General features: G+C 71.7%; 22 protein-coding genes and 3 pseudogenes. 12 read left to right on the top strand and 13 right to left on the bottom strand.

Annotated elements, in window-relative coordinates; all coding sequences use genetic code 11:
- Together AB0C20_RS24315 and AB0C20_RS24310 are read right to left on the bottom strand one after the other, a co-directional pair.
- Window positions 1-128: pseudogene (locus AB0C20_RS24315) on the bottom strand (NADH-quinone oxidoreductase subunit A); the annotation flags it as partial.
- 23 nt (window positions 129-151) lie between these two features.
- Window positions 152-295 (bottom strand): annotated as a pseudogene (locus tag AB0C20_RS24310) (DUF952 domain-containing protein); the annotation flags it as partial.
- A 185-nt stretch (window positions 296-480) separates the two neighbouring features.
- Between AB0C20_RS24310 and AB0C20_RS24305 the strand changes: the two are divergent.
- The 3 genes from AB0C20_RS24305 to AB0C20_RS24295 all read left to right on the top strand — a co-directional run bounded on the left by AB0C20_RS24305 (window position 481) and on the right by AB0C20_RS24295 (window position 2,986).
- On the top strand, window positions 481-792 hold the full coding sequence (locus AB0C20_RS24305; protein ID WP_238686274.1) for a hypothetical protein: 312 nt from the start codon (window positions 481-483) through the stop codon (window positions 790-792).
- Window positions 793-889: 97 nt separating this feature from the next.
- A complete protein-coding gene (locus AB0C20_RS24300) occupies window positions 890-1,546 on the top strand; it encodes a response regulator transcription factor (protein WP_091401433.1) in 657 nt (218 codons plus the stop codon).
- A gap of 9 nt (window positions 1,547-1,555) precedes the next feature.
- A complete protein-coding gene (locus tag AB0C20_RS24295) occupies window positions 1,556-2,986 on the top strand; it encodes a HAMP domain-containing sensor histidine kinase (RefSeq protein ID WP_357568799.1) in 1,431 nt (476 codons plus the stop codon).
- A 10-nt stretch (window positions 2,987-2,996) separates the two neighbouring features.
- Here AB0C20_RS24295 and AB0C20_RS24290 read toward each other — a convergent pair whose 3' ends face one another.
- The 4 genes from AB0C20_RS24290 to AB0C20_RS24275 all read right to left on the bottom strand — a co-directional run bounded on the left by AB0C20_RS24290 (window position 2,997) and on the right by AB0C20_RS24275 (window position 7,392).
- Window positions 2,997-3,953, bottom strand: coding sequence for a TAXI family TRAP transporter solute-binding subunit (locus AB0C20_RS24290; RefSeq protein ID WP_357182299.1), 957 nt, complete (start codon window positions 3,951-3,953; stop codon window positions 2,997-2,999).
- 64 nt (window positions 3,954-4,017) lie between these two features.
- Complete coding sequence (locus tag AB0C20_RS24285) at window positions 4,018-4,767, bottom strand: hypothetical protein (protein WP_357568798.1); 750 nt, start codon at window positions 4,765-4,767, stop codon at window positions 4,018-4,020.
- A 106-nt stretch (window positions 4,768-4,873) separates the two neighbouring features.
- Window positions 4,874-5,671: a peroxide stress protein YaaA gene (gene yaaA / locus AB0C20_RS24280; protein ID WP_357568797.1), complete on the bottom strand. Its 798-nt coding sequence runs from the start codon at window positions 5,669-5,671 to the stop codon at window positions 4,874-4,876.
- A 65-nt stretch (window positions 5,672-5,736) separates the two neighbouring features.
- A complete protein-coding gene (locus AB0C20_RS24275) occupies window positions 5,737-7,392 on the bottom strand; it encodes a hypothetical protein (RefSeq protein ID WP_357568796.1) in 1,656 nt (551 codons plus the stop codon).
- Between the two features lie 174 nt (window positions 7,393-7,566).
- On the opposite strand from AB0C20_RS24275, the gene AB0C20_RS24270 reads away from it, so the two are divergent.
- From AB0C20_RS24270 to AB0C20_RS24250, 5 genes are all read left to right on the top strand, one after another.
- Window positions 7,567-8,607: a phosphatase domain-containing protein gene (locus AB0C20_RS24270; RefSeq protein ID WP_357182311.1), complete on the top strand. Its 1,041-nt coding sequence runs from the start codon at window positions 7,567-7,569 to the stop codon at window positions 8,605-8,607.
- 123 nt (window positions 8,608-8,730) lie between these two features.
- Window positions 8,731-8,970: a hypothetical protein gene (locus AB0C20_RS24265; RefSeq protein ID WP_357568795.1), complete on the top strand. Its 240-nt coding sequence runs from the start codon at window positions 8,731-8,733 to the stop codon at window positions 8,968-8,970.
- Window positions 8,971-8,978: 8 nt separating this feature from the next.
- Window positions 8,979-9,560: a DUF6346 domain-containing protein gene (locus AB0C20_RS24260; RefSeq protein WP_357568794.1), complete on the top strand. Its 582-nt coding sequence runs from the start codon at window positions 8,979-8,981 to the stop codon at window positions 9,558-9,560.
- Complete coding sequence (locus AB0C20_RS24255) at window positions 9,557-10,108, top strand: hypothetical protein (RefSeq protein WP_357568793.1); 552 nt, start codon at window positions 9,557-9,559, stop codon at window positions 10,106-10,108. The genes AB0C20_RS24260 and AB0C20_RS24255 overlap by 4 nt, the downstream gene beginning before the upstream one ends.
- A 26-nt stretch (window positions 10,109-10,134) precedes the next feature.
- Window positions 10,135-10,464, top strand: a complete 330-nt coding sequence (locus tag AB0C20_RS24250) for a hypothetical protein (protein ID WP_357568792.1) — start codon at window positions 10,135-10,137, stop codon at window positions 10,462-10,464.
- Window positions 10,465-10,517: 53 nt separating this feature from the next.
- Here AB0C20_RS24250 and AB0C20_RS24245 read toward each other — a convergent pair whose 3' ends face one another.
- Window positions 10,518-11,165: a TetR/AcrR family transcriptional regulator gene (locus AB0C20_RS24245; RefSeq protein WP_357182314.1), complete on the bottom strand. Its 648-nt coding sequence runs from the start codon at window positions 11,163-11,165 to the stop codon at window positions 10,518-10,520.
- 83 nt (window positions 11,166-11,248) lie between these two features.
- Here AB0C20_RS24245 and AB0C20_RS24240 point away from each other — a divergent pair, with 83 nt between their 5' ends.
- Window positions 11,249-12,244, top strand: coding sequence for an alpha/beta hydrolase (locus tag AB0C20_RS24240; protein WP_357568791.1), 996 nt, complete (start codon window positions 11,249-11,251; stop codon window positions 12,242-12,244).
- 43 nt (window positions 12,245-12,287) lie between these two features.
- Here the strand turns inward: AB0C20_RS24240 and glgB are convergent, their stop codons facing one another.
- The 5 genes and pseudogenes from glgB to AB0C20_RS24215 form a co-directional block, all read right to left on the bottom strand.
- Window positions 12,288-14,390 (bottom strand): 1,4-alpha-glucan branching protein GlgB, encoded by a 2,103-nt coding sequence (gene glgB, locus AB0C20_RS24235; protein ID WP_357568790.1) that lies wholly within the window; start codon window positions 14,388-14,390, stop codon window positions 12,288-12,290.
- Window positions 14,378-16,618, bottom strand: coding sequence for a maltotransferase domain-containing protein (locus AB0C20_RS24230; protein ID WP_357568789.1), 2,241 nt, complete (start codon window positions 16,616-16,618; stop codon window positions 14,378-14,380). The genes glgB and AB0C20_RS24230 overlap by 13 nt, the downstream gene beginning before the upstream one ends.
- A 190-nt stretch (window positions 16,619-16,808) precedes the next feature.
- Window positions 16,809-17,417, bottom strand: coding sequence for a hypothetical protein (locus AB0C20_RS24225; RefSeq protein WP_357568788.1), 609 nt, complete (start codon window positions 17,415-17,417; stop codon window positions 16,809-16,811).
- A 259-nt stretch (window positions 17,418-17,676) separates the two neighbouring features.
- Entirely contained in the window at window positions 17,677-17,904 is a 228-nt protein-coding gene (locus AB0C20_RS24220) for a winged helix-turn-helix domain-containing protein (RefSeq protein ID WP_357182334.1), read from the bottom strand.
- 40 nt (window positions 17,905-17,944) lie between these two features.
- Window positions 17,945-18,670, bottom strand: a pseudogene (locus tag AB0C20_RS24215) (DUF222 domain-containing protein); the annotation flags it as partial.
- 174 nt (window positions 18,671-18,844) lie between these two features.
- Between AB0C20_RS24215 and AB0C20_RS24210 the strand changes: the two are divergent.
- Entirely contained in the window at window positions 18,845-19,789 is a 945-nt protein-coding gene (locus AB0C20_RS24210; RefSeq protein WP_357568787.1) for an inositol-3-phosphate synthase, read from the top strand.
- A gap of 12 nt (window positions 19,790-19,801) precedes the next feature.
- Here the strand turns inward: AB0C20_RS24210 and glgA are convergent, their stop codons facing one another.
- Window positions 19,802-21,019 carry a glycogen synthase gene (glgA, locus tag AB0C20_RS24205; protein WP_357568786.1) on the bottom strand — a complete coding sequence of 406 codons (1,218 nt, stop codon included), beginning with the start codon at window positions 21,017-21,019 and terminating at the stop codon, window positions 19,802-19,804.
- Between the two features lie 70 nt (window positions 21,020-21,089).
- Here glgA and glgC point away from each other — a divergent pair, with 70 nt between their 5' ends.
- Complete coding sequence (gene glgC, locus AB0C20_RS24200) at window positions 21,090-22,322, top strand: glucose-1-phosphate adenylyltransferase (protein WP_091401467.1); 1,233 nt, start codon at window positions 21,090-21,092, stop codon at window positions 22,320-22,322.
- A 31-nt stretch (window positions 22,323-22,353) separates the two neighbouring features.
- A complete protein-coding gene (pgm, locus tag AB0C20_RS24195; protein ID WP_357182352.1) occupies window positions 22,354-23,997 on the top strand; it encodes a phosphoglucomutase (alpha-D-glucose-1,6-bisphosphate-dependent) in 1,644 nt (547 codons plus the stop codon).
- Window positions 23,998-24,095 lie beyond the last annotated feature (98 nt).

Raw genomic sequence — 24,095 nt, 5'->3', positions numbered from 1 at the left:
GAGGTAGGCGTACACGTAGTAGCGGATCTGCATCTGCGCCCAGTCGGCGCCGACCGGGTCGAGCCCGCACTCGTAGCTGGCCCGCTTGCCCGGCGACCGCCGCGACCGGCAGCGGGCCGTACACGTGCGGGAAGAGCTGCCCGCCGCGCGACGGCTCCCAGCGCAGCGCGTCGCCCAGTCGCTCCTCCTCGACGCTGAGCAGTGTCAACTCGGTCGCCCCGGTGAAGTGCCGCCGCGCCGTCTCGACCACCTGGTCGGCGCCGGAGAGGTGGATGAACCCGTCCTGCCGGTCCACCGCGGAGCCGGTGAAGGCGCCGGCGGCGAGGGCGTCGTCCCATTCGGCGTTCGACAGCAGTTTGTAGATCACCACAGCAGCGTACGGGGCAGTGGTCGGCGCGCCCGCCCGGTTTTCGCCGGTACCGCCGCGCCCGTCGCCTCCCGCCGGGCATGCTCAGGTCACGGGTTGCGGAGGGATGGGCGATGAAGAGCTACGACGATGACTGGACCGACAGCCAGCGCGCGTTGTACGACGAGTGCTACCAGGCCGGCGGCGAGTGGGCCGACGACCCGGACACGTCGTCCGACGACGTGCAGCACGTGATCAACCTGGCCGAGGCGGACGACGACGCCTTCCAGGACGCCGAAATCGACTATCCGGCCCTGGTCGACGCGGTCACCCAGGCCAGCGGGGTCAACGTCACCAGCGTGCCGGCCAGCCACGAGGACCCGGGCTTCCGCGGGTTCACCGACGGCGTCCGGGACGCCACCGCCGACGACACCTTCGGCCTGTAGCGGCCGGCTGCCCGCCCAGCGCGGGTGGGCGGCCTCCCGGTCCGCGCGCACTTCTGCCACCATTCGCAGAACAGCGCTGCGAGGGACGGGGGCACGGGTGCGGATCCTGCTGGTGGAGGACGACCGCCGGGTGGCCGCCGCGCTGTCCTCCGCCCTCACCCGCCGGGGGTACGAGGTCGAGCACGCCGCCACCGTCGCCGCCGCGCTCTCCGCCGCACCCTGTGACCTGGTGCTGCTCGACCTGACCCTGCCCGACGGGGACGGCACTGACCTGTGCCGGGAGCTGCGTCGGCGCAGCAGTCAGCTCGGCATCATCGCGGTGACCGCACGGGGTGAGGAACGTGACCGGGTGCTGGGTCTGCGCCTGGGCGCTGACGACTACGTGGTCAAGCCGTTCTCGATGGTGGAGTTGCAGGCCCGGATCGAGGCGGTGTTGCGCCGCGCCGCGAACGCGGCGCCCGAGCGGCACCTCATCGAGGCCGGGCCGGTCCGCATCGACGTGGCCGCGCGGACGGTGACCGTCGACGGCCGGGCCGTCACGTTGACCCGCAAGGAGTTCGACGTGCTGCTCTCGCTGGCCCGCCAGCCCGGGGTGGCGGTGCCCCGCGATCGGATCCTGCTCGACGCCTGGGGCACCACCTGGGCCGACCGGCACACCGTCGAGGTGCACGTCGGGTCGCTGCGCGGCAAGCTCGGCGACGCCCGCCTGGTGGAGACCGTGCGCGGCGTCGGCTACCGGCTGCGCGACGCGTGAGGAGCTGACGTGCGCCGTCGCCTGGTGATCAGCTATCTGCTGCTGATGGTCCTCGTCCTCATCGCGTTGGAGACCCCACTGGCCGCCACCATGGCCAGCCGCGAGACCGAACGGGTCCGCGCCGACCGGCTCGCCGACGCCACCCGGTTCGCCTCGCTGGCCGGCCCGGCGCTGCGCGACGGCGGGCCCGGCCCGATCGAGTCGGAGCTGACCAGCTACGACGATCTGTACGCGATCAGCGCCGCGATCGTCGACCGGGACCGGAACATCCCGGTCTCGTCGCCGAGGTGGCAGGCCAGCCCGGGGACCGCGACGGTGCTGGACGTCGCCCTGTCCGGGCAGCAGACCAGCGCCCCCGAGTCGGTCTGGCCCTGGACGACCGACCCGGTGATGGTGGCGGTACCGATAAACGACGGGGGTGAGGTGCTCGGAGCGGTGGTGATCGTGACCCCGGCCGGTCCGATCCGTCGAGCCGTCATCGCGTGGTGGCTGTTGCTCGCCCTGGCCGGTCTGCTCGCCGTGCTGGCCTGCGTGCTCACCGCGTTCGGGCTGGCCGGTTGGGTGCTGCGCCCGGTCACCGAACTGGACGCGGTCACCCACGAGATCGCCGAGGGCGACCGGGGCGCCCGGGTGCAGCACCGGTTGGGACCGCCGGAGCTGCGCCGCCTCGCGGCCAGCTTCAACCACATGGCCGACGTGGTCTCCGACGTGATGGACCGGCAGCGTGCCTTCGTCGCCCACGCCAGCCACCAACTGCGCAACCCGCTCACCGCGCTGCGGCTGCGGGTGGAGGAGTTGGGGCCCAGCCTCACCGACCCGGACGGTCGGTCCGAGCACCGGCTGGCCCTGGAGGAGACCGACCGACTCGCGTTGGTCCTCGACGCGCTGCTCACCCTCGCTCGGGCCGAACGGGAGGAGAACGAGCGCGTCACAGTTGACGCCGCCGCGGTGGCCGCCTCCCGGGTGGCCGCGTGGGCGCCGCTGGCCCGGCACCGGTCGGTCGCGTTGCGGCTGGCCACTACCGACGCCCCGGCGTACGCCCAGACCGTGCCGACCGCCGTCGACCAGGCCCTGGACGCCCTCATCGACAACGCGGTGAAGTTCAGCGGGGCAGGCGGGGCGGTGACGGTGACGGTGGCCAGCCGCGACGGCGGGGTGGCGCTGGAGGTTAGCGACTCCGGCCCCGGCATGACCGAGAGTCAGCTCGGCCAGGCCACCGAGCGGTTCTGGCGGGCCCCGGACGCGCAGAACGTGGACGGCGCTGGGCTCGGTCTGACCATCGCCGCCGTGCTGGTGGACGCCTCGGACGGGCGGCTCACCATGCGCCCGGGGGAGTCGCGGGGGCTGATCGCCGCCCTGTGGTTCCCGACGCCGACCCTTGCGGTGGAGTCGGCGGAGGAGGAACCGGCCGCCGACCTGCGCCCCTCACCGGCACGGTGAGGCCCGGCCGTCACGGTTTGGTGGCGCGGTACCAGGACGCGGCGCCCGGGTGCAGCGACAGCGGCGCGGTGACGATCGCCGAGCGGGGGCTCATCCGGCCCGCCGCCGGATGGGCGGCGGCCAGCTCGGCCCGGCGTTCCATCAGCAGCCGGGTCACCTCCCGGACCAATGGCTCCGGCAGGTCGGCCCGGACGATCAGGTAGTTCGGGTCGGCGACGGTGGTCACCGCGTCCACCCCGTACACCGAGCGGGGGATGTCCCGGGAGACGTAGACCTGGCCGTAGCGCGAGCGCAGCGGCTCGGTCCACTCGCTGAGGTCCACGATCCGGATGGCGCTGGCCTCGGCCAACTCCTCGATGCCCCGGACCGGCAACCCGCCGGAGAAGAAGAACGCGTCGATCCGCCCGGAGCGCAGGGCCGCCACCGAGTCGTCCAGTCCGAGCCGCTCCCGCCGCACCTCGTCACCACCGAGGCGGGCCACCTCCAGCAGCCGGGTCGCGGTGATCTCGGTGCCCGAGCGGGCCGCGCCGACGGAGACTCGCCGGCCGCGCAGGTCGGCGACCGTGCGGACCGGACCGCCGCTCGTGGTGACCAGGTGCAGTTGGTCGTCGTACACCCGGGCGACGGCGTCGACAGTGGGGCTTCCCGCCGTGCTGGTGGGCAGCACGTCGGCCTGGGTGAAGCCCAGCTCGGCCCCGCCGGAGCCGACGAGTTGAACGTTCTCCGCGGAGGCGGCGGTGATCACCACGCTGGCCCGTACGTCGGGGAGTTCCCGGTTGAGGATGGCCGCCAGGGACTGCCCGAACGCGTAGTAGACAGCTGTGGGGCTACCGGTGGCGATCCGGATCGACGTCGGCTCGGTCGGGGCGTCCCGGCAGCTGGCGACGGCCAGGTTCGCGATCAGCAGCACCGTCGACAGGGCGGCCAGGCCGGCGCGGCGGGACGAGGTACGACTCACGCGGTGCACTGTGCGCCGTCGGGCGGGTGCGCGCAAGCCCGGGTTGGCGAGGTGCCGGACGGTCCGAACCCGATCAGCAGGCCGCGCGACCTGCCGGCGCCAGGCCCGCGCCCCGCGCCGACGTCGGGGTCACCCCGCGCGTCGTCGTCCCGGGTTCCGCCATCGGGCCGCGCGCCGGCTCCAACGCCGCGCTGCGCAGGATCCGTTGCCGGTCCGGGCCGTCGGCCACGCTGACCAGGAAGCAACCGGTGCCGGGGCGGAGCCGGGCCGGCACGTCGAGCACGGCCGCGCCTCGGATCAGCACCGCGGCCAGCTCCCGGTCGGTGAGCCGGACACCGAGGATGTGCCGGCGGACGTGCCGCCCGGCGGCCAGCAACGCCGAGCGCCAGGCTGCCTCCGCCAGGCGGGTCACCAACCGTCGGCGGGCCGGTGAGGCGCCAGGTAGCGGCCCGCCGAGCAGCTCGCGTCGCCCCTGCCACCAGCCCGCGTCCAACATCCGGGTGTACGCGCCCTGGTGCTCCCGGGGCACCCACAGCCGGTGCAGCTCGTAGCGGCGACGCAGGCCGCCGACGGCCACCTCGTGGGTGACCGGGATGTCCAGCCGGTTGAGCAGTTGCCGCATCCGCTGCGCGGCGTCCTCCCTGTTGAACTCCACACCGGCGGTGTGCTCGGCACGGACCGCGTTGGGCCGGGCGGCGGTCGGTGGCGGTGTGCACCGCAGCAGGCAGGCAGCCTCGAACGCGTCGCCCAGTGTCAGCCAGCCCAGCGGGGATGGGGTGGTCGGGGTGTGGGGCCGGTCGAGCAGAGCGGGTTCGTGGGTCAACGGAGGCTCCCTTGTCGGAGTCTGGGTTGCCCTACCGTGGCCCCTGCCACGCCGTTACGGAACCGGTCCGGCCCAGCCTTGAGCAAATCTTGCGGCTGCGGCGCCCCTACAGGTCGGTGACCACCAGATCCACCTGCCGCACCCGGCCCGCGGAGGTGGCCTGCTCCAGCACCGTGTGCTTCAACTCCCGCAGGGTGCCCACCAGCTCCGCCGCGGTGCGCGGCCGGGCGCCGGCGACGAGCAGGTCCCGGACCAGACGGCCCTTGGTCGCCTTGTTGAAGTGGCTGACCACCGAGCGGACCAGCACGCCGTCGACCTCCCGTTCGTGCAGAACCCGCACGGTGACAGTGCGTTCGGCCAGCTCGCCACGCGGTGTCCAGGTGGCGGCGTACGCGCCGGAGCGCAGGTCCAGCACCGGGCCGCGCCCGGCGGCGGCGTCCACAGCGGGCGTCAGCTCCTTGCGCCAGTACGTCGACAGCGCCCCGACGTCGGGCAGGCGGGCGCCGATCGGGCAGCGGTACGGCGGGATCCGGTCGGCCAACCGGACCGCGCCCCACAACCCGGAGCTGATCAGGATCGACCGGCGGGCCGCCCGTTGCGCAGTGGCCGGCAACGAGGCCAGGTCCAACGCCTCGTAGAGCACCCCGGTGTAGAGCCGCTCGGCCGGTGCGGTGGCCGCCTCCCGCAGGCGGGCGTTGCGCCGCAGCTCGCCCCGCTGGCCCTCGCTGAGGCCGAGCGCCGCTCGCGCGGCTTCCTCGTCCGGCCCGGCGCTCAGCGTCACCAGGGCGTCCAGCACCCGCTGGCGGGCCGGGTTCAGCTCGGGCAGCGAGAGCCGGTCCGGGGCCCAGCGCCGTCCGGTGCCGGCGTCGGCCTTTCCCTCCGAGGGCGGCAACAGGATGAGCATGGGTCTCCTCGACGGGCGAAACGGCGGCGCCCCACGCGCCGGCCCGGCCAGCGTACGACCAGCCCCTACCGCCAGGGCCGCACCGGGGTGTCGGGGTGGTACACGCGATAGCCGCCGACCTCCCGCACCGGGCTGGCGTCGGCCCGGTCGGCGAGCAGCGCGCGCAACCTCCGGTCCATCGGCGAGTCGACAGCCACCACGTAGCCCGGCCGCTCGGCCCGCCCCACCTGCCGCCAGTACGGCCGGTAGCGGTTCTGCCCCGGCGACAGGTCCCCGTCGAGCACCCCGCAGACCACCGACTCATCCGTGTTGAAGATCAAGCGGTTGCAGGTCCAGTAGTCGCCGTACACCTCGTGGGGTCCGTCGGCGCGCAGCGCGGCGGCCAACTCCCGGGCCTGGCGTTCCTCGGTCCGCGACGGCGCGGTGCCGGTGGCCGCGAACAGCACTGTGATCACCAGGGTGGTCACTGTCAGCGCGGCCAGCACGGCGGCGGACAGCGCGCCGGTGAACCGTCCCACCACGCTGCTGGTGCCCCGCCAAGCGGTCAGCGCCGCCACCCAGAGCGGCCAGAGCACCGCCGGCAGCGACAGTTGCAGCACCGACAGGTACCGGGCGTTGTCCAGCGGGCTGGTCGCGGCGAGCGGACTGCGCACGTACGACAGCAGTGTCAACGCCGCGCCGGCGATCAGCGCGAGCTGCACGACCGGCCCGACCCGCTCCCCACGCAGCACCCCGGCCGCGCGGCCGACCCGCTCCCCACGCGGCGCCCCGGCGGCGCGACGGTACGCGAGCACCGCGAGTGCCGCGCCGGCCAGCAGCAGCAGCGGGTACAGCACGCCGAACCACTGTTGCCAGCGTCCGCAGCCGTCCACCGGGCAGAGTCCGTGCGCCAGCGGCACCCCCTCCAGCAGGCCGCCCCGGACCCGGTCCGACCACTGCGGCTGCGGCCCGGCCTTGGTGCTGACCTCCCGGAACACCGACAGCGAGTCCTCACCGGGCCCGGCCCGCAGGTTGTCCACGATCATTGGGGCCACGCCGACGACCACCCCCACCAGCAGCAGCAGACCGGACCAGCCGAGCAGCTCCCGCCGTACCGCCCAGACCAGTGCCAGCCCGGCTACCGCGAGGTACGGCAGGATCAGCCAGTCCGACCAGACGGCCAGCCCGACGAGCAGCCCGAACAGGCCGATCGCGAGGCCTCGGCGGTGGACAGTGCCGGCCGCCAAGCCCACGGTGATCAGCAGCATCAGCAGCACCGCCGGCTTCACCTCCGGCCGCCCACCGACGACGGTGAGCTGGTCGCGCACCACCCGCTCCGGCCCGAGCGCGAGCAGACCCACCACGAAGGCGGCGAACCACGGGGTGCCGAGCCGGCGGGTCAACCGGTGGATCAGGTAGAGGAAGATCGCGTACAGCGCGAGCATCGGCAGGCGCAGCACCGGCCAGCTCGGCCCGGCCACCGCCACCAGGGGAGCGGCCAGGTACGACTCCAACATCCCCATGTAGTGCTGGCCGTAGAGGAAGACCGGGTGTTCCCGGCCCTGCCCGATGTGCAGCGCGGCGAGCCCGAAGGTCGCCTCGTCGCTGTTCGACACCGGCACCGTGAACAGCGTCAGGACCAGCCGGTAGACGACACCGGCGAGCCCGAACAGCAGCGCGACGAGCGCCGGCCGATCGAGTCGCGGGCGCCGTCGCCCACGGTGGTGCTCTGGATGCGACACGACCAGCGCCCCCGTCGTCGTCCCGACCGGAGTGTTTCACGTTCGGTCGGGTCGCCGAGGTGGATCGGCGCAGCCGGGGTGGGGGTGGATCGACTCCACGGTGGCCGGGCCGCAGCGGCGCGGCCGGGGTCGGCTCGCGTGGCCGTGGCTGTCGACGTGTGGCAGGGTTGGCGCGTGCCACCCACTCCCGCCGGCCAACTGGCCGTTCCGAACCTGCACCGGGCTGCGCGGATCGAGGACGCCGTGCACCAGCTCGTCGAGCGCCGGCTGCGGCGCACCGGCTGGCGGGTCAACATCGTCGCGTACACCGGCTACGGCGCACCGGGTTGGGTGCGCGTGATGTGCCGGGTCCTGCTGGGCCGTCCGGACACCCGGCAGCGGGGCCGGCTGGACAAGGTCCGCGGCTGGCGCAGCTTCACGACGCTGCCGAACAAGCACGTCACGGTCACCATCGAGGCCGGTGGGGTGCGGCACGAGACGCGGGCCGACCGCAGCGGCTTCGTCGACATGCTGGTAGAGGCGGACCTGCCTCCCGGTTGGGGTACGGTCCGGCTCAGTGTCCCGGACGCCGAGCCGGTCGACGCCCCGGTGCGCATCCTCGACCCGGAGGTCAAGTTCGGCATCATCTCCGACATCGACGACACGGTGATGGTGACCGCGCTGCCCCGGCCGCTGCTCGCCGCGTGGAACACGTTCGTGCTCGACGAGCACGCCCGCAACGCGGTGCCCGGCATGGCAGTGCTCTACGAGCGGCTGGTCACCGCGCACCCCGGCGCACCGGTCTTCTACCTCTCCACCGGCGCGTGGAACGTGGCGCCCACGCTGACCCGCTTCCTGTCCCGGCACCTCTACCCGGCCGGGCCGCTCCTGCTCACCGACTGGGGCCCGACCGCCGACCGCTGGTTCCGCAGCGGCATGGAACACAAGCGGGTCACCCTCGCGCGGCTGGCCCGGGAGTTCCCCGACGTGCGCTGGCTGCTCGTCGGCGACGACGGCCAGCACGACCAGGAGATCTACCGGGAGTTCGCCGCCGCCCACCCGGAGAACGTCGCCGGGGTGGCGATCCGCCGGCTCTCCCCGACCCAGTCGGTGCTGGCCGGCACCCTGCCCGCCCCCGCCGGTCGCCCGTCGTCGGGGCCGGTGGGGCAGAAGTGGCTGTCCGCGCCGGACGGCGCCGGCCTGTGGCAGCTGCTGCGCGACGCCGGCCTCGTCTAGACCTGACGCAACCCCACGGGTCCCGGCCGGGCCTGCCCGCCCGGCGGCCTGCCGTGCTGCGCTACGGTCCCATCCGACCCGCCTGGGTGCGGGAGGCCGGAGCGGGGGTGGATGGTGCGATACGTGCAACCACGGTTGGCACCCGACGAAACGGTTCTGTTCACCCAGCGGGGATACTTCCCCCCGTGGCGAATCTGGGCGCTGGCACTGGCCGCCATGGGCATCATGCGGACCGCCCTGGTCCTCCTGCTGCTCCTGGGCACGGGCTTGTATCTCCTGCGGACGGTGGTGGGCGTCTCGAGGTACTACGCCTGGGTCAACCGCCGTGCCAAGGGCCGTCGTTCCGCGTCTCGACGAGGGTGATGAGCCCCATGGACCCCGCGATCCGGGACCGCGAGCTGCGACTCTGGCAGACCCTGGGGCCGACCGGCTACCGCCTGCGTTCGGTCGGCGTTGCCGCCCTGCTGGCTCTGGGCGGGCTGGTGGTCTTTCTCGGGATCATGACCGTTATCAGCCACTTCCCCGGCACCGGGGCTGTCTACAAGGGGCCAGGAGAGCGCTCGGTGCGCGTGGTCGTCGGCACCTGCCAGCAGCTCGGCCCGATCAGCAAGCAAGGCTTCGGTTACTGGTGGGAGTGCGACGCCGCCGTGACCGGAGCCGGCGGCGCTGTCCGGAAGACCCGGATCGAGCGCTCGATCGTCACGCCCGAGGACCAGGGTCGGTCGCTCGTGTTGCGCGAGGGTTGCCGTGACAGGGAAGGGTTCACCGACTGCTCGTACGGCAGACCGACCAGTTCGTGGCTGGAGATGGGCGTGCTGCTCACCGGCAAGGTGGGGTGGATCGTTGCCGTCATCAGCGGCCTGACCGCCCTGGTCTACCTGACCCGGGCGCTCCTCGGGGCACCCCGCTACTGCCGCCTGCGTGGCGGCCGGCCAGCGGGCGCAGGATCATGAGCGGAGGTCGCCCGGCGTTGATGCCGATGAGGAACTGGGGTGCGTGGTTCGGCGGTCTGACGCTGTGGGCCGCGTTCGGATTCATGATGGTGATGTTCAGCGGGAACCCGGCGAACGGCTGGGGTGACCTGTTGCTGGTCGCCGCGTTCTTCGTCGGCCTCTGTCACCTCGTCACGCTCGCCGCCATGTTCTCCTACGTGAAGGTGACTCCGGCCGCCCTGCTGGTGGTCAACCCGGGACTGTCGACCGCGATACCGTGGAGTCGCGTCCAGGAGGTCGTCGCGGAGCATGGCCTCGTTGTCAGGGTCAGGGGTGGCGAGGACGTCCACTGCTACGCGTTCCAGCCCTCTGTTGTCGGCCGCCTGATGGGCTATCCGGGCGCCCATCGAGCAGCCAGCAAGATCGACAGTTATGGGAAGCGCGTTGCCCTCGCAGCCGGCAAGGACGACCCGGAAAGCGCGGTTACCTGGCGGCGCCATCTGCTGTGGGTGGTGGGTGGCTGGTCGGTCTTCGCGTTGCTCGTACCCTCGTTGGTCCGTGTCCTGTGAGGAGCAGTCAGACGCCCGATGAGCAGGTGACCGCGACCAGGCGTCGCACGTCCTACCGTCTGCACGTGTTGTCCTGGCGGCTGGCGTTCCTGGCTGGTGTCCTCACCGCGTTGGCCCAGGCGCTGCGCGCCAACCACGTCATCGGCCACCTGGCTTCGGTGGTCGTGGTCGTTCCACTTGTTGCGGTCTTCGGTGGTGCCTTGCTCCTGGCTCTCGTGACCGGCGCGATTCAGGCAGCTCACTTCTCGGTCAACCCTCTCGGGAGAGGTGCGGTGCAGCGGCAGGTCCGGTTCGGTCGCATGCTTCTGGTGGATCTGGTGACCCTGCCGTGGAGTCCCCATGCCCGTCGGGAGTGACCAACGGCCCGGTGTCGCCGGGCAGCGAGCCCCCGGAGTCCGCGACGCCAGGATCAGGACGACGGATTCCCGGCGTCCTGCGGTGCGGTGCCGAGGGACCGGCGAAGCATGGTGACCAGTTCCTCGGCTGCGTGGCGGCTGTCGAAGTCGGGGTCGGCCAGGCGTTCCGACACGATCGCGTCGATGGCCCCGTTCACGATGACGGCGGTGGCCTGCGGGTCGATGTTGGGCCGGTAGTCGCCGGCCGCCCGCGCCGCGTCGATCAGACCGGCGACCGCCTCCCGCCGACTGCGCGCGTTCGGCGTGTCAGCGATGCCGGTCTCCTCGCTCAACGCCTCGACGATCATCCGGGTGTGGTCCGGGTGGTCGCGCAGGTACGCCTCCAGGGACCGGACGTAGGCCTCCACCGCGGACGCGCCGGATCGTGCCCCGACTTCGGCGCCGACGTACGCGGTGAGGGACTCCAGGACCGAGGCGTAGGCGGTCCGCACGACCGCGTCCTTGGACGGGAAGTGGTAGAGGACGGCGGCCTTGGAGATGCCGGCCCCCTCCGCGATGCGGGCGAGTGAGGTGCCCCGATAGCCGTGCCGGGCAACCAGATCGATTGTCACGCCGACGAGTTGCGCCCGCCGCGCCTGCTCGGTGATCGTGAGTGGCTTGGCGGCGCGGACCTGCGCTGACATGGCGTCGTTCGGGTGCACCCGCTTACCGTACCGGCCCTCTCGCCCACCATTCTCTGACCTAGCGGTTGTATTTTCTACCGCGCGGTTAGTAATCTGACCTCATGGTAGTGAATGTCGTGCGGAGGATGGGCAGGTTCCTGTCGGCGCATCGGCGGCTCCTGATCCGGGCCGCCGCGGTGCTCGCGGTGATCACTGTGGCGATCGCGTATGCGCTGCGCGACCCCGCACCCGTCGGCTACTTCACGTCGGCAGAGTCCCAGGATCGTTTCGTGAGCGCCTACGCGGAGGCGATGGCGGACCTGCCGGCCCCCGACCGCACCCTCGACGTCCGGACCGGATACGGCGTCGTGCGGCTCTACCACTTCAGCGGCGGCACCGACCCGGCAGCCGCGCCCCTGCTGCTTCTGCCCGGCCGGGCGTCGGCGTCACCGGTCTGGGCGGACAACCTGCCGTCGCTGCTGCGGTCGCGCAACGTCTACACCGTCGACCTGCTCGGCGAGCCGGGCATGAGCATCCAGCAGCGCCCCATCAAGGACACGACCGCACACGCGCACTGGTTGCACGAGGTTCTGCTGGCGCTGCCCGAGCCGACCATCCACCTGGTCGGCGTGTCGTTCGGCGGTTGGACGGCGATGAACCTCGCTGTGCATCTGCCACAGAAGGTCGGCAGTGTCGTACTGCTCGATCCGGTCCTGGTCTTCGCTGACCTGTCAGCGGAGGTGGTGCTGCGGTCCATCCCGGTGAGCGTCCGCTGGGCGCCCCGATCCTGGCGGGACAGCTTCGCCAGCTGGACGGCGAACGGCGCCCCGGTGGAGGACGTACCGGTCGCCCGGATGATCGAGGCCGGCATGCAGGCGTACGTGATGAAGCTGTCCGCCCCGACCCGGCCGTCCGAGGACCAGCTCGCGGCGGTCGACGTCCCGGTGCTCGTCCTGATGGCGGGAAAGTCCCGCCTGCACGACGCTGGCGAGGCCGCGAAGCTGGCGGAGCGGTCCCTGAGCCACGGCACCGTGAAGACCTACCCGGACGCGTCGCACGCCATCAACGGCGAGTACCCGGACGAGATAGCCGCCGACATCTCCGCGTTCCTCAACTGACCAGCGAGTCCTCGTGGACGTCGGTCGGCATGACCGGGCCGCCTCAGCCCTGCCTCAGCCAGACCGCGCCCAGCGGCGGGACCTGGAGGGCCGCCGAGGCGACCATCCCGTGCCACGGCACGTCCTCGGCGTGCACCGCACCCATGTTGCCCACCCCGGAACCGCCGTAGTGGTGGGCGTCGGTGTTGAGCACCTCGGTCCAGGTGCCGCCAGCCGGCAGGCCGACCCGGTAGTCGTGCAGGGGCTGGGCGGAGAAGTTCGCCACGCACACCAGCGTCGAGCCGTCCGGGGCGATCCGGACGAACGACACTGTGTTGTTGGCGACGTCGTCACCGGCGATCCAACGGAACCCGGCCGGCTCGGTGTCCTGTGCCCAGAGCGCCGGGGTGTCCCGGTAGACCCGGTTGAGGTCGGCGACGAGTCGTTGCACGCCGGCGCGGGCCGGGTCGTGCAGCAGGTACCAGTCGAGGCCGCGTTCCTCGCTCCACTCCCGGTCGTCGGCTAGTTCGGAGCCCATGAAGAGCAGTTGCTTGCCGGGGTGCGCCCACATGTACGCCAGCAGCGCCCGTACGTTCGCCAGCCGCTGCCAGGTGTCGCCGGGCATCTTGCCGGCCAGTGAGCCCTTGCCGTGCACGACCTCGTCGTGGCTGATGGGCAGCACGTAGTTCTCGCTCCAGGCGTACGCCAGGGAGAAGGTGAGCTGGTGGTGGTGGTGCTGGCGGTAGATCGGGTCCTTCGAGGTGTAGAGCAGGGTGTCGTGCATCCAGCCCATGTTCCACTTGAACCCGAAGCCCAGCCCGCCGTCGGCGGTGGGGCGGGTGACCCCCGGCCAGGCCGTCGACTCCTCGGCGATCATGACGACGCCGGCGTGGTGCTTGTAGACGGTCGCGTTCACCTCCTGCATGAGCGCGATGGCCTCCAGGTTCTCCCGGCCGCCGTACTTGTTCGGGGCCCACTCGCCGTGGTTGCGGGAGTAGTCCAGGTAGAGCATCGAGGCGACCGCGTCGACCCGCAGCCCGTCGACGTGGAACTGGTCGCACCAGTAGAGCGCGTTGGCGACCAGGAAGTTGCGCACCTCGTTGCGGCCGAAGTCGAAGACGTAGGTGCCCCAGTCGGGGTGCTCGCCGCGCCGCGGGTCGGGGTGCTCGTAGAGCGGTGTGCCGTCGAAGCGCGCGAGGGCCCACTCGTCCTTCGGGAAGTGCGCGGGCACCCAGTCCAGGAGTACGCCGATGCCGGCGGCGTGCAGCCGGTCGACGAGGTGGCGGAACTCGTCCGGGCCGCCGAACCGGGAGGTCGGCGCGTAGTAGCCGGTCACCTGGTAGCCCCAGGAGCCGCCGAACGGGTGCTCCATCACCGGCAGGAACTCCACGTGCGTGAAGCCCAGCTCGGTGACGTACGCGGTGAGTTGTTCGGCCAACTCGCGGTAGCCCAGACCGGGCCGCCACGAGCCGAGGTGCACCTCGTAAACGCTCATTGGCTCCTGGTGCGGCTGCCGCTCGGCACGCCGGGCCAGCCAGTCCGCGTCGTCCCACCGGTACGTCGAGTGGTGCACCACCGAGGCGGTGGCCGGGGGCACCTCCGCGTACGCCGCGAGGGGGTCGGCCTTGTCCCGCCACTGCCCGTCGGCGCCCAGCACCCGGTACTTGTAGCGGGCCCCGACCCGGGCGTTGGGGACGAACAGCTCCCACACCCCGCTGGAGCCGAGCGACCGCATCGGCCAGCCGTCGTCGGGGCCCCAGCCGGTGAAGTCGCCGATCACCCGCACCCCACGGGCGTTGGGCGCCCAGACGCTAAACGCCACGCCCTCGTCGAAGACCCGGGCGCCGAGCGCCTCCCACAGGCGCTCGTGCCGGCCCTCACGGATCAGGTGCAGGTCCAGCTCACCGAGGGTCGGCGGGTAGCGGTACGGGTCGTCGTGGGCGGTGCCGTCGACCTCCACCCGGTAGTCGAGGACTGTGCCGTCGACCTGCGCCTCGAAGACGCCCACGTCGTGCACCCGCTTCATCGGGTGCCGCTCGTCGCCGACGAGCAGCGCGACGTCGCCGGCGCCCCGGCGCATCGTGCGGATCATCGTCGAGCCGTCGGCGGGGTGCGCGCCGAGCAGCGCGTGCGGGTCGTGCGTCGCGCCGGAGATCAGTTGGTCCATCGGTCGTCCTTCGGGGCGGGAGCGGTCGGCGCGGAACGGGACGAGCGCGCGGCGGCCGAACGGGCGGCGGACAACCGGGACGCCACAGTGGCCGGGGTCGTCGTGGCCGCAGTCGTCGTGGCCGCAGTTGTCGTGGCCGCAGTTGTCGTGGCCGGGGTTGTCGTGGCCGGGGTTGTCGTGGCCGGGGTCGTCGGCGACGTGCCGCCGGAGAGGTCGTCCGGCACCTCGGCGACGGTGAGGTCGGCCGGCTCGGCGCCCGCCGGCTGCGGCACGCTCGGTGGGGTCGGGCGACGCACTGTCAGCACGTGTGCGGGTTGCAGGTACGGGTCGAGCCGTACCGCGTTGCGCTGACCCCAGTCGTAGGTGGTGCCGGTCAGCTCGTCGTACACGCTGAACCGTTCGTGCCAGTCGAAGCCGAGCGCCGGCATGTCGAGGGTGGTGTTGCCCCACTGCACCTCGCGCGAGTCGAACGAGCAGATCACGAGGACCGTGTTGCCGGTCTCCGGATCGTGCTTCGACCAGCAGAGCAACGCCGGATTGTCGATCTCGTGGAAGACCAGGTTGCGGAGCTGGTGCAGGGCCGGGTTGTCTCGGCGTACCCGGTTGAGGGTGGCCAGGAACGGTGCCAGCGAGCGGCCCTGCGCCTCGGCGCCGGCCCAGTCCCTCGGCCGCAGCTGGTACTTCTCGTTGTCCAGGTATTCCTCCGCGCCCGGTCGGGCCACGTGCTCGAACAGCTCGTAGCCCGCGTACAGGCCCCAGGAGGGGGAGAGCAGCGCGGCCAGCACCGCCCGGATCTTGAACATCGGCGGGCCGCCGTGCTGCAACGACTCGTGCAGGATGTCAGGGGTGTTCGGCCAGAAGTTCGGCCGCATGTAGTCGGCCGCCTCGATCAGCTCCTCGCAGTACGCCCGCATCTCGGCCGCCGTCGTGCGCCAGGTGAAATAGGTGTACGACTGCGTGAAACCGATCTTGCCGAGGCCGTGCATGATGGCCGGCCGGGTGAACGCCTCGGCCAGGAACAGCACGTCCGGGTCGACGGCCTTCACCTCGGCGATCAGCCAGTGCCAGAAGTCGAACGGCTTGGTGTGCGGGTTGTCCACCCGGAAGATCCGGATGCCCTCGCCGACCCAGTGCAGCACCACCCGCAGCACCTCGGCCCGGATGCCCTCCGGGTCGTTGTCGAAGTTGACCGGGTAGATGTCCTGGTACTTCTTCGGCGGGTTCTCCGCGTACGCGATGCTGCCGTCGGCCCGGGTGGTGAACCACTCCGGGTGCTCGGTGACCCAGGGGTGGTCCGGCGCGCACTGCAACGCCAGGTCCATCGCCACTTCCAGGCCCTGTGCCGCCGCCGCCTGGATGAAGGCCCGGAAGTCCGCCGGCGTACCCAGATCGGGGTGGATCGTGTCGTGGCCGCCCTCGGCGGCGCCGATCGCCCACGGTGAGCCCACGTCGGTCGGCCCGGCGGTGAGCGCGTTGTTGGGGCCCTTGCGGTTGACCCGGCCGATCGGGTGGATCGGCGGCAGGTAGAGCACGTCGAAGCCCATCGCGGCCACCCCTGGCAGCCGCTCGGTGGAGGTCGCGAAGGTGCCGGATCGGCCGCCCGCCGCTCCCTCTGAGCGGGGGAAGAACTCGTACCAGGCCGAGTAGAGCGCGCGCTTGCGGTCAACCCAGATCGAGTACGTGTCACCGGCGGTGACCAACTCCCGGACGGGGTGCTCCCAGAGCAGGTCGGCCAGCGCCAGCGCCGGGCCGACCCGCTGCGCCAGCGGCAGGTCGGTGTCGACCAGCGCGGTGAGCGCGTCGGCGACCCGGGGCCGGTCGGCGGTCGGCACGAGGCCCCGGGCTGCGGCGAGCACCCGCGCGCCCTCGGCCAGGTCGTTGGCCAGGTCCTCCGGCCCCTGCCCGGCGGCGATCTTCTTGGTCACCGCGTTCTGCCAGGTCAGGTACGGGTCCTGGAACGCCTCGACGGAGAAGGTCCACGAGCCGACGGCGTCCGGTGCGATGGTGGCGTGCCAGCGGTCCTGGCCGGGCTCGCCGGGGCGCATCCGGGTGAACGGCCGGCTCGCGCCGTCCGGCCCAGCCCACACCACGTTGCAGCCCAGCGCGTCGTGCCCCTCCCGGTAGGCGCGCGCCGACACCGGAACGGGCTCGTCGACCACCGCCTTGGCCGGGTATCGCCCGCACGAGACGACGGGGGAGACGTCTTCGATCGGGAACCGTCCAGTCACTCCGCCAACCTACTGCGCGAGATCCGTTCGCGCGCGGCCAAGCCCGCCGGTCCGCCCCACACGCGGTGCCGCGCCTCGAGCCGCCCCGGCAAGATCCGCATACTTTCGGCGAAGTTGCTGCCTCAAGGGGTCGTCGACGCGGCAACTTCCCTGAAGTTGTGCGGATCTTCGTGATGCCGGCCCGGTGGGATCACCTGTAGTGCCCGCGGTCGGACGGGGGCCTCGCGCCCGAAACGGTGTTCGTCGCCCGCCAGGACGGCCAACCGTGCGGCCACGTGTCGGGCCAGTCGTCGATTCGGCCGGCCGGCACGATCCCGGTGGGGCTGAGCGCGTCTCGGGCGACCCGATCGGCGACCTCGCCGATCTCCACCGCGGTCAGCGGCGCCCACCAGCCGAACCGCTCGAGCGCTCCGTCGACCACAACCCGTGCCTGTTCCGACGGTATCCCCGCGGCGGTGAGGAACCACTGCAGGGTGCGGTGGCAGTTCCCCTGCCAGCCGTCGTTGTCGACGACGGGGGTGGCGGCGAACGCCATCAACTGTGCGACGGCGGCCTCCCAGGCGGCGACGACATCCGCCGCACCGGCAGCCCGCGTCGGCTCGACCGACGGCAGAAGGTGGTCGAAACGCTCAGCCAGGCTCTCCAACCAGCGCCGCCAGGCCAGCAGCGAGTCGGCGACGAACGTCGGCGCGTCAGCCGGCGCCGGGATGCGGTCGGTCACGAAGCCCACATGCTCCCGCTCCCACGGCCCCCAGTGCCAGCGGTAGGCCCACGGGCCGTACCTGTCGGACAGGATCACGCTGACGGACTCGACCCAGGCGAAGTCTTCTGATTCCCCGACCCACCCATCCTCACCGAAGACCGGCCGGGGAGGCGGCGGAGGCACCAACGTCCGGACCGCCACCGACATCTCGACCGGGTCGAACGGGTACCGCGCCGGGTCGACGTCCGCCCACGTCTCGAGAAGATGCCGCAACCCGTCGTCCGCCATGGCTCCGCATCGTGGCAGGCGGCCAACCCAGCGTCGAGCGAATACCCGCGAGCGGTGGCCCAGGGAGTCAGGCAGGCGGTTCCGCAGCCACGAACGATCCCTTGCCTTGGCGGGTGACAATCCAGCCCCGCTCCTCCAAGATCCGCAGGGCGTACCGCACCGGCCAAGCGCTTGATTGGTACTGCTCGCCCATCTCCGCGATCGACGGCAACTTGTCGTTCGGCCGCAATGTGCCAGCGCGGACCGAGGCCACGACGTCGGCAATGATCTGTTCGTACAGCGGTGCTTGCGGCATGGTGGCGCCACCTCTCGTCAGCGAGGTCGCCGCCGTTCTCGGGTAGCTCACCGGTGCGCAGGGACAGCCGGCACACGTCGGCGAGGGCGTCGTGGCGGCGTTGGCCTGGCGTGCGGGTGTCGTCGGGGCCGGTGGGTGTGGTGAGCGGATCGATGGCGGCGCGTAACGCGGCTGCGGTTTCGGTGTCGAGGATGCCGGCGAGGCGTAGCCGGCCGTCGGGTTGTTCGCTGATGGTGATGTGCCGGTCGCGGGAGGCCCGCGACTCCTGCGCCCGCAGCGCAGCCTCGGCGGTGGCGTCGGCGATGTCCGGGGCGACGTGGTCGAGGATGCGAGTGCCGAGTCTGCGAAGCAGAGTGGCGTCGAACTGCGCCGCCCAGTCGACGAGGACGCCGACAGCCTTGTCGGCGGCTTCCGTGCCGGCGGTGGTGCGGACGGTCCCGACCGTGGTGGCGATGACCCGGACCTGGTCCACGTCGACCGCTCCGCTGGTCAGCGCGGCCCGCATCCCGGGCGGGGCGTTGTCGAGCGTGGCGGCCAGCTCGACCAGGCGGCGCGCGGCCCCGACCCCGAGCCGCAGCCGATCCCGCAGCCACACCGCCGTCGAGGACGCGCCCTGCGCTGTCGCGGTGCCGCGACCATCCAGCTCCCGCACGAGGGTCAGCTTGACCGCGGCCAGCCGTTGCTCGATGCGGTGTGCGGCGTCCAGCGCCGCGACGAGGTCGCGCTCGGTGGTAACCCAGGCGGCCGTGTCGAAGCAGGCCGCCACCGCGGCCTCGGCCTGCTCCAACGCATCGATCACAGTGCGATACTAGAACAGGTGTACGACAACTTCGCTCGCCGTTGACGGCGGTGCCAGACAGCGACCGTCGCGCGGCCGGCAACGGTCTGGATGGTCCCGCTGGGGCAGCTCACCGACCCGGAGGTGCCGTAGCCTCCGGCCATGATCGAACGGGTGAAGGTCGCGGTTGTCGGCGTCGGTAACAACACCTCGGCACTGGTGCAGGGGCTCGCTCTCTACCGCCAGAGCGGCAGCCTGGTCGGGATCCGCAGGCCGATCATCGACGGGCTCGGGGTGGGGGACATCGACATCGTCGCTGCCTTCGCCACCTCCGCGGAGAAGATCGGTCGGGACCTGACCGAGGCGATCTTCCTGGCGCCCAACAACTTCCCCCGGCTGGACTGCGACCTGCCAAGCGCCGGTGTGCCGGTCACCAAGGGCCTCGTCGACGCGAGCGAGGTGCAGCGGGTGGCGGCGGCGCTGGCAGGGGCGGAGGTGCTGCTCTACTCGGCGCCGAGTGGCCGGCCGAAGACCGCCCAGGCGTACGCCGAGGCAGCCCGCACGGCGGGTGTCGCCTTCATCAACACCACAGCCGACCCGGTCGCCCGCGATCCAGAGCTGCTGGACAGCTTCGAGGCTGCCGGTCTGCCGTTGCTCGGCGACGACCTGGCGAGCCAGTTCGGCACCTCGGTGCTGCACAACGCGCTGCTGCGGCTCCTGAGGGAGCGGGGCCTCACGCTGGTCAGCTCCTACCAGGTCAATCTGGGCGGCACCGAAGACTTCCGCAACCTGGTCGAGAACCCGAACACCAAGAAGCAGTCCAAGCTCAACGCTCTCTCGGAGGCGGACAGCGTCGAGGTGGCCCCGCTCGGGTACCTGCCGCATCTCGCGTCGCAGAAGGTGGCTCACCTCAACCTTGAGGCGCAGGGTTGGGGTGAGACAGCGGTGAGCCTCGACGTGAAGCTGAAGGTGCACGACCCGAGCGGCGCCGCCGGTGTCAACATCGACCTGATCCGCATCGCCGCCAGCGCGTTACGGAACGGGCGTGGTGGTCATGCCGCCGAGGCGACCTCGTTGTTCAAGTCGCCGCCGGGCACGGCGATCTGACGTCCGTCTGCCTCAGGCCGCGCCGACGGAGCGGTAGACCTCCAGTGTCTGTCGGGCGATGGCGTCCCAGGAGAAGTGCTGCACCGCGCGCCGCCGGCCGGCCAGGCCGAACCGCTCGGTGCGCGCCGGGTCGGCGAGCAGCGTGTTGATCGCGGCGGCCAGGTCGGCGACGAAGCGGGCCGGGTCCAGTGGGGTGCCGGAGCCGTCGGTGGCCTGCGCGATCGGCACCAGCAGGCCGGTCTCGTCGTCGGCCACGACCTCGGGGATGCCGCCGGTCGCGGTGGCCACCACTGCCGTCTCGCAGGCCATCGCCTCCAGGTTGACGATGCCCATGGGCTCGTAGACCGACGGGCAGACGAAGACGGTGGCGTGCGTGAGCACCTGGATCACCTCGGGCTTGGGCAGCATCTCGGCCACCCAGACCACGCCGGAACGGTTGGCCCGCAGCTCGGCGACCAACTCCTCCACCTCGGCGGCGATCTCGGCGGTGTCCGGCGCGCCGGCGAGCAGGACGAGCTGGGTGTCCGCCGGCAACTCCCGGGCGGCCCGCAGAAGGTACGGCAGCCCCTTCTGCCGGGTGATCCTGCCCACGTAGACCACGCTGGGGCGGGACGGGTCGACACCGAGTCGGTCGAGGGCATCGGTGCCCTGGTCCGGGGCGTACTGGATGGTGTCGATGCCGTTGTAGACCACCCGGACCCGGTCGGGGTCGATCTGCGGGTACGCGGTGAGCACGTCGTTGCGCATCCCGCCGCTGACCGCGATCACCGCGTCGGCGGCCTCCATCGCGGTGCGCTCGATCCAGGAGGAGAGCGCGTAACCGCCGCCGAGCTGCTCGGCCTTCCACGGCCGCAACGGCTCCAGGCTGTGCGCGGTCACCACGTGCGGCACCCCGTGCAGCAGCTTCGCGGTGTGGCCGGCCAGGTTCGCGTACCAGGTGTGGCTGTGCACCACATCGGTGCCGGCCGCGCCGGCGGCCATCTCCAGATCCACGCCCATCGTGCGCAGCGCGGCGTTCGCGCCGGTCAGGCCCGGCGATTCGGCGTACGCGGTGACGCCCGGCTCGGTGCGCGGCAGGCCGAAGCAGTGCACCCGTACGTCGGCGAGGCCGCGCAACTCCCGAGCCAGGTACTCGACGTGCACGCCCGCGCCGCCGTAGACCTCCGGTGGGTACTCGCGGGTGAGCAGATCGACGCGCAGGGATCCGGTGGCCGGGGAGGAGTCGGTCATGTGCGCACCCTAGTGCAGAAGACTCCCCGTACGAGTGGTGAAGTGGGACGCGGGTGGATAGCGTCGGGGCATGGCTGCCAAGGTGCTCGCGATCGTCCTGGCGGGTGGGGAGGGCAAGCGCCTGATGCCACTCACCACGGATCGGGCCAAGCCGGCCGTCCCGTTCGGCGGGATGTACCGCATGGTCGACTTCGTCCTCTCCAACCTGGCCAACGCCGGCTATCTCAAGATCGTCGTGCTGACCCAGTACAAGTCCCACTCCCTCGACCGACACATCACCAAGACCTGGCGGATGTCCACGCTGCTCGGCAACTACGTCACCCCGGTGCCCGCGCAGCAGCGTCGTGGCCCGTGGTGGTTCGCCGGCTCGGCCGACGCCATCTACCAGAGCTTCAACCTGATCAACGACGAGCAGCCCGACTACGTGATCGTTTTCGGCGCCGACCACATCTACCGGATGGACCCGCGGCAGATGGTGGAGGACCACATCGCCTCCGGCGCGGCGGTGACAGTGGCCGGCATCCGCCAGCCGCTGTCGATGGCCGACCAGTTCGGCGTCATCGAGGTCGGCGAGGACGGCAAGCGGATCCGGGCGTTCCGCGAGAAGCCCACCGACGCGGTAGGTCTGCCCGACGCGCCGGACGAGATCTACGCCTCGATGGGCAACTACGTCTTCACCACCCGGGCGCTCTGCGAAGCGGTCGAGCGCGACGCCGAAGACAAGTCCAGCAAGCACGACATGGGCGGCAGCATCATCCCGATGCTCGTCGAACGCGGCGAGGCCAACGTCTACGACTTCCGCGACAACGAGGTGCCGGGCAGCACCGACCGTGATCGCGGCTACTGGCGGGACGTGGGAACGCTCGACTCGTTCTACGACGCGCACATGGATCTGATCAACGTGCACCCCGTCTTCAACATGTACAACTTCGACTGGCCGATCTACACCGAGCAGCCGCCGTGGCCGCCGGCGAAGTTCGTGCACCAGTGGGGTGAGCGGGTCGGCCGGGCGGTCGGCTCGATGGTCTCCCCGGGTGTGGTGATCTCCGGCTCGCTGGTGGAGAACTCGATCGTCTCCCCGAAGGTGCGGGTGCACTCCTGGGCTCATGTCGAGGGCTCGGTGCTGATGGAGGGTGTGGAGATCGGCCGGCACGCTGTGGTCCGGCGGGCCATCCTGGACAAGAACGTGTTCGTCCCGGAGGGCGTCGAGATCGGCGTCGACCTGGAGAAGGACAGGCAGCGCTACACCGTTTCCGACAACGGCATCGTGGTGATCGGCAAGGGCCAGAAGGTCGTGCCGTGACCGACAGGCACTCCCCGAGGAGGATCCCGCAGTGACCCACCCCCGTGCCGGCCAGCCCGCCGAGCCCGCCGACCTGGTCGACGTGCCGCGCCTGGTGACCGCCTACTACGCCGAGCATCCGGATCCCGCGGACCCGGCCCAGCAGGTCTCCTTCGGCACCTCCGGCCACCGCGGCTCCAGCCTGCGCAACGCGTTCAACTCCGACCACATCCTGGCGGTCACCCAGGCGCTCTGCGACTACCGGCGCGAGCAGGGGCTGGACGGGCCGCTCTTCCTCGCCCGGGACACGCACGCGCTCTCCGCGCCGGCCGCTGTGGACGCCCTGGAGGTGCTCGCTGCCAACGGGGTCACGGTGCTGGTGGACAGCCGCGACGGCTACACCCCGACCCCGGCGCTGTCGCACGCGATCCTGACGCACAACCGTGGGCGGACCAGCGGGCTCGCCGACGGCATCGTCATCACCCCGTCGCACAACCCGCCCGACGACGGCGGTTTCAAGTACAACCCCACAAACGGTGGGCCGGCCGACACCGACGTGACCCGGTGGATCCAGGACCGGGCCAACGCCATCCTCGCCGCGGGGCTCAAGGAGGTCCGCCGGATCACCTACGCGCGGGCGCGGGCCGCCGACACCACCGGGGAGTACGACTTCCTCGCCAACTACGTCGACGACCTGCCGACCGCTATCGACATCGACGCCATCCGCGACGCGGGGATCCGTATCGGCGCGGACCCGCTGGGCGGGGCGAGCGTGGCGTACTGGGGTGAGATCGCCGAGCGGCACGGCCTGGACCTGACAGTGGTCAACCCGACAGTCGACCCGACCTGGCGGTTCATGACCCTGGACGGCGACGGCAAGATCCGGATGGACTGCTCCTCACCGAACGCGATGGCGTCGCTGATCGCCGCGCGGGCCGACTACCAGATCTCCACCGGCAACGACGCCGACGCCGACCGGCACGGCATCGTCACCCCGGACGCCGGCCTGATGAACCCCAACCACTACCTGGCGGTGGCGATCCGTCACCTGTTCCGCACCCGCACCGAGTGGGGGCCGGACGCCGCGGTGGGCAAGACCCTTGTCTCCTCGTCGATGATCGACAGGGTCGCCGCCGACCTGGGTCGGCCGCTGCTGGAGGTGCCGGTCGGCTTCAAGTGGTTCGTGCCCGGCCTGCTGGACGGCGCTGTCGGCTTCGGTGGTGAGGAGAGCGCCGGGGCGTCGTTCCTGCGACGCGACGGCTCGACCTGGACCACCGACAAGGACGGCCTGCTGCTCTGCCTGCTCGCCGCCGAGATCCAGGCCACCACCGGCCGTAGCCCGAGCGAGCACTGGGCGGAGTTGGCCGAACGTTTCGGTGCGCCCGCGTACGCCCGGATCGACGCCCCGGCCACCCGGGAGCAGAAGGCCGTGCTCGGCAAACTCTCTCCGGAGCAGGTCACCGCCACCGAGCTCGCCGGTGAGCCGATCACCGCGACGCTGACCACCGCCCCCGGTAACGGGGCGGCGATCGGCGGCCTCAAGGTCAGCACCGAGTCCGGCTGGTTCGCCGCGAGGCCCTCCGGCACCGAGGACGTCTACAAGATCTACGCCGAGTCCTTCCAGGGCCCCGACCACCTCAAGAAGATCCAGGAAGAGGCCAAGGCCCTGGTAGACCAAGCCCTAACGAAGTCCTGACCCACCCCCACCCAATCAGGTCGGTGGCGGACAGCCCCGCGGAGGAGGCGGCGAGTTGGCCCCTTGTCGCTCCCGGCCAACTGTGGCCCATGTCGGCG

The organism is Micromonospora sp. NPDC048843, assembly GCF_040649965.1.
Taxonomy (GTDB): domain Bacteria; phylum Actinomycetota; class Actinomycetes; order Mycobacteriales; family Micromonosporaceae; genus Micromonospora; species Micromonospora hortensis.
Note: the sequence above shows the minus strand (reverse complement) of the source record. Positions and strands in the feature narration are given on the sequence as shown.

Bases quoted from the DNA above. Each gene is read 5' to 3' on its own strand.
- AB0C20_RS24220 (WP_357182334.1), bottom strand. From the start codon at position 17,904: ATGCCGCAAGCACCGCTGTACGAACAGATCATTGCCGACGTCGTGGCC.
- yaaA (WP_357568797.1), bottom strand. From the start codon at position 5,671: ATGCTCATCCTGTTGCCGCCCTCGGAGGGAAAGGCCGACGCCGGCACC.
- glgA (WP_357568786.1), bottom strand. From the start codon at position 21,019: ATGACCGACTCCTCCCCGGCCACCGGATCCCTGCGCGTCGATCTGCTC.
- glgB (WP_357568790.1), bottom strand. From the start codon at position 14,390: ATGGACCAACTGATCTCCGGCGCGACGCACGACCCGCACGCGCTGCTC.
- AB0C20_RS24210 (WP_357568787.1), top strand. From the start codon at position 18,845: ATGATCGAACGGGTGAAGGTCGCGGTTGTCGGCGTCGGTAACAACACC.
- AB0C20_RS24260 (WP_357568794.1), top strand. From the start codon at position 8,979: ATGGACCCCGCGATCCGGGACCGCGAGCTGCGACTCTGGCAGACCCTG.
- AB0C20_RS24305 (WP_238686274.1), top strand. From the start codon at position 481: ATGAAGAGCTACGACGATGACTGGACCGACAGCCAGCGCGCGTTGTAC.
- glgC (WP_091401467.1), top strand. From the start codon at position 21,090: ATGGCTGCCAAGGTGCTCGCGATCGTCCTGGCGGGTGGGGAGGGCAAG.
- AB0C20_RS24255 (WP_357568793.1), top strand. From the start codon at position 9,557: ATGAGCGGAGGTCGCCCGGCGTTGATGCCGATGAGGAACTGGGGTGCG.
- AB0C20_RS24240 (WP_357568791.1), top strand. From the start codon at position 11,249: ATGGTAGTGAATGTCGTGCGGAGGATGGGCAGGTTCCTGTCGGCGCAT.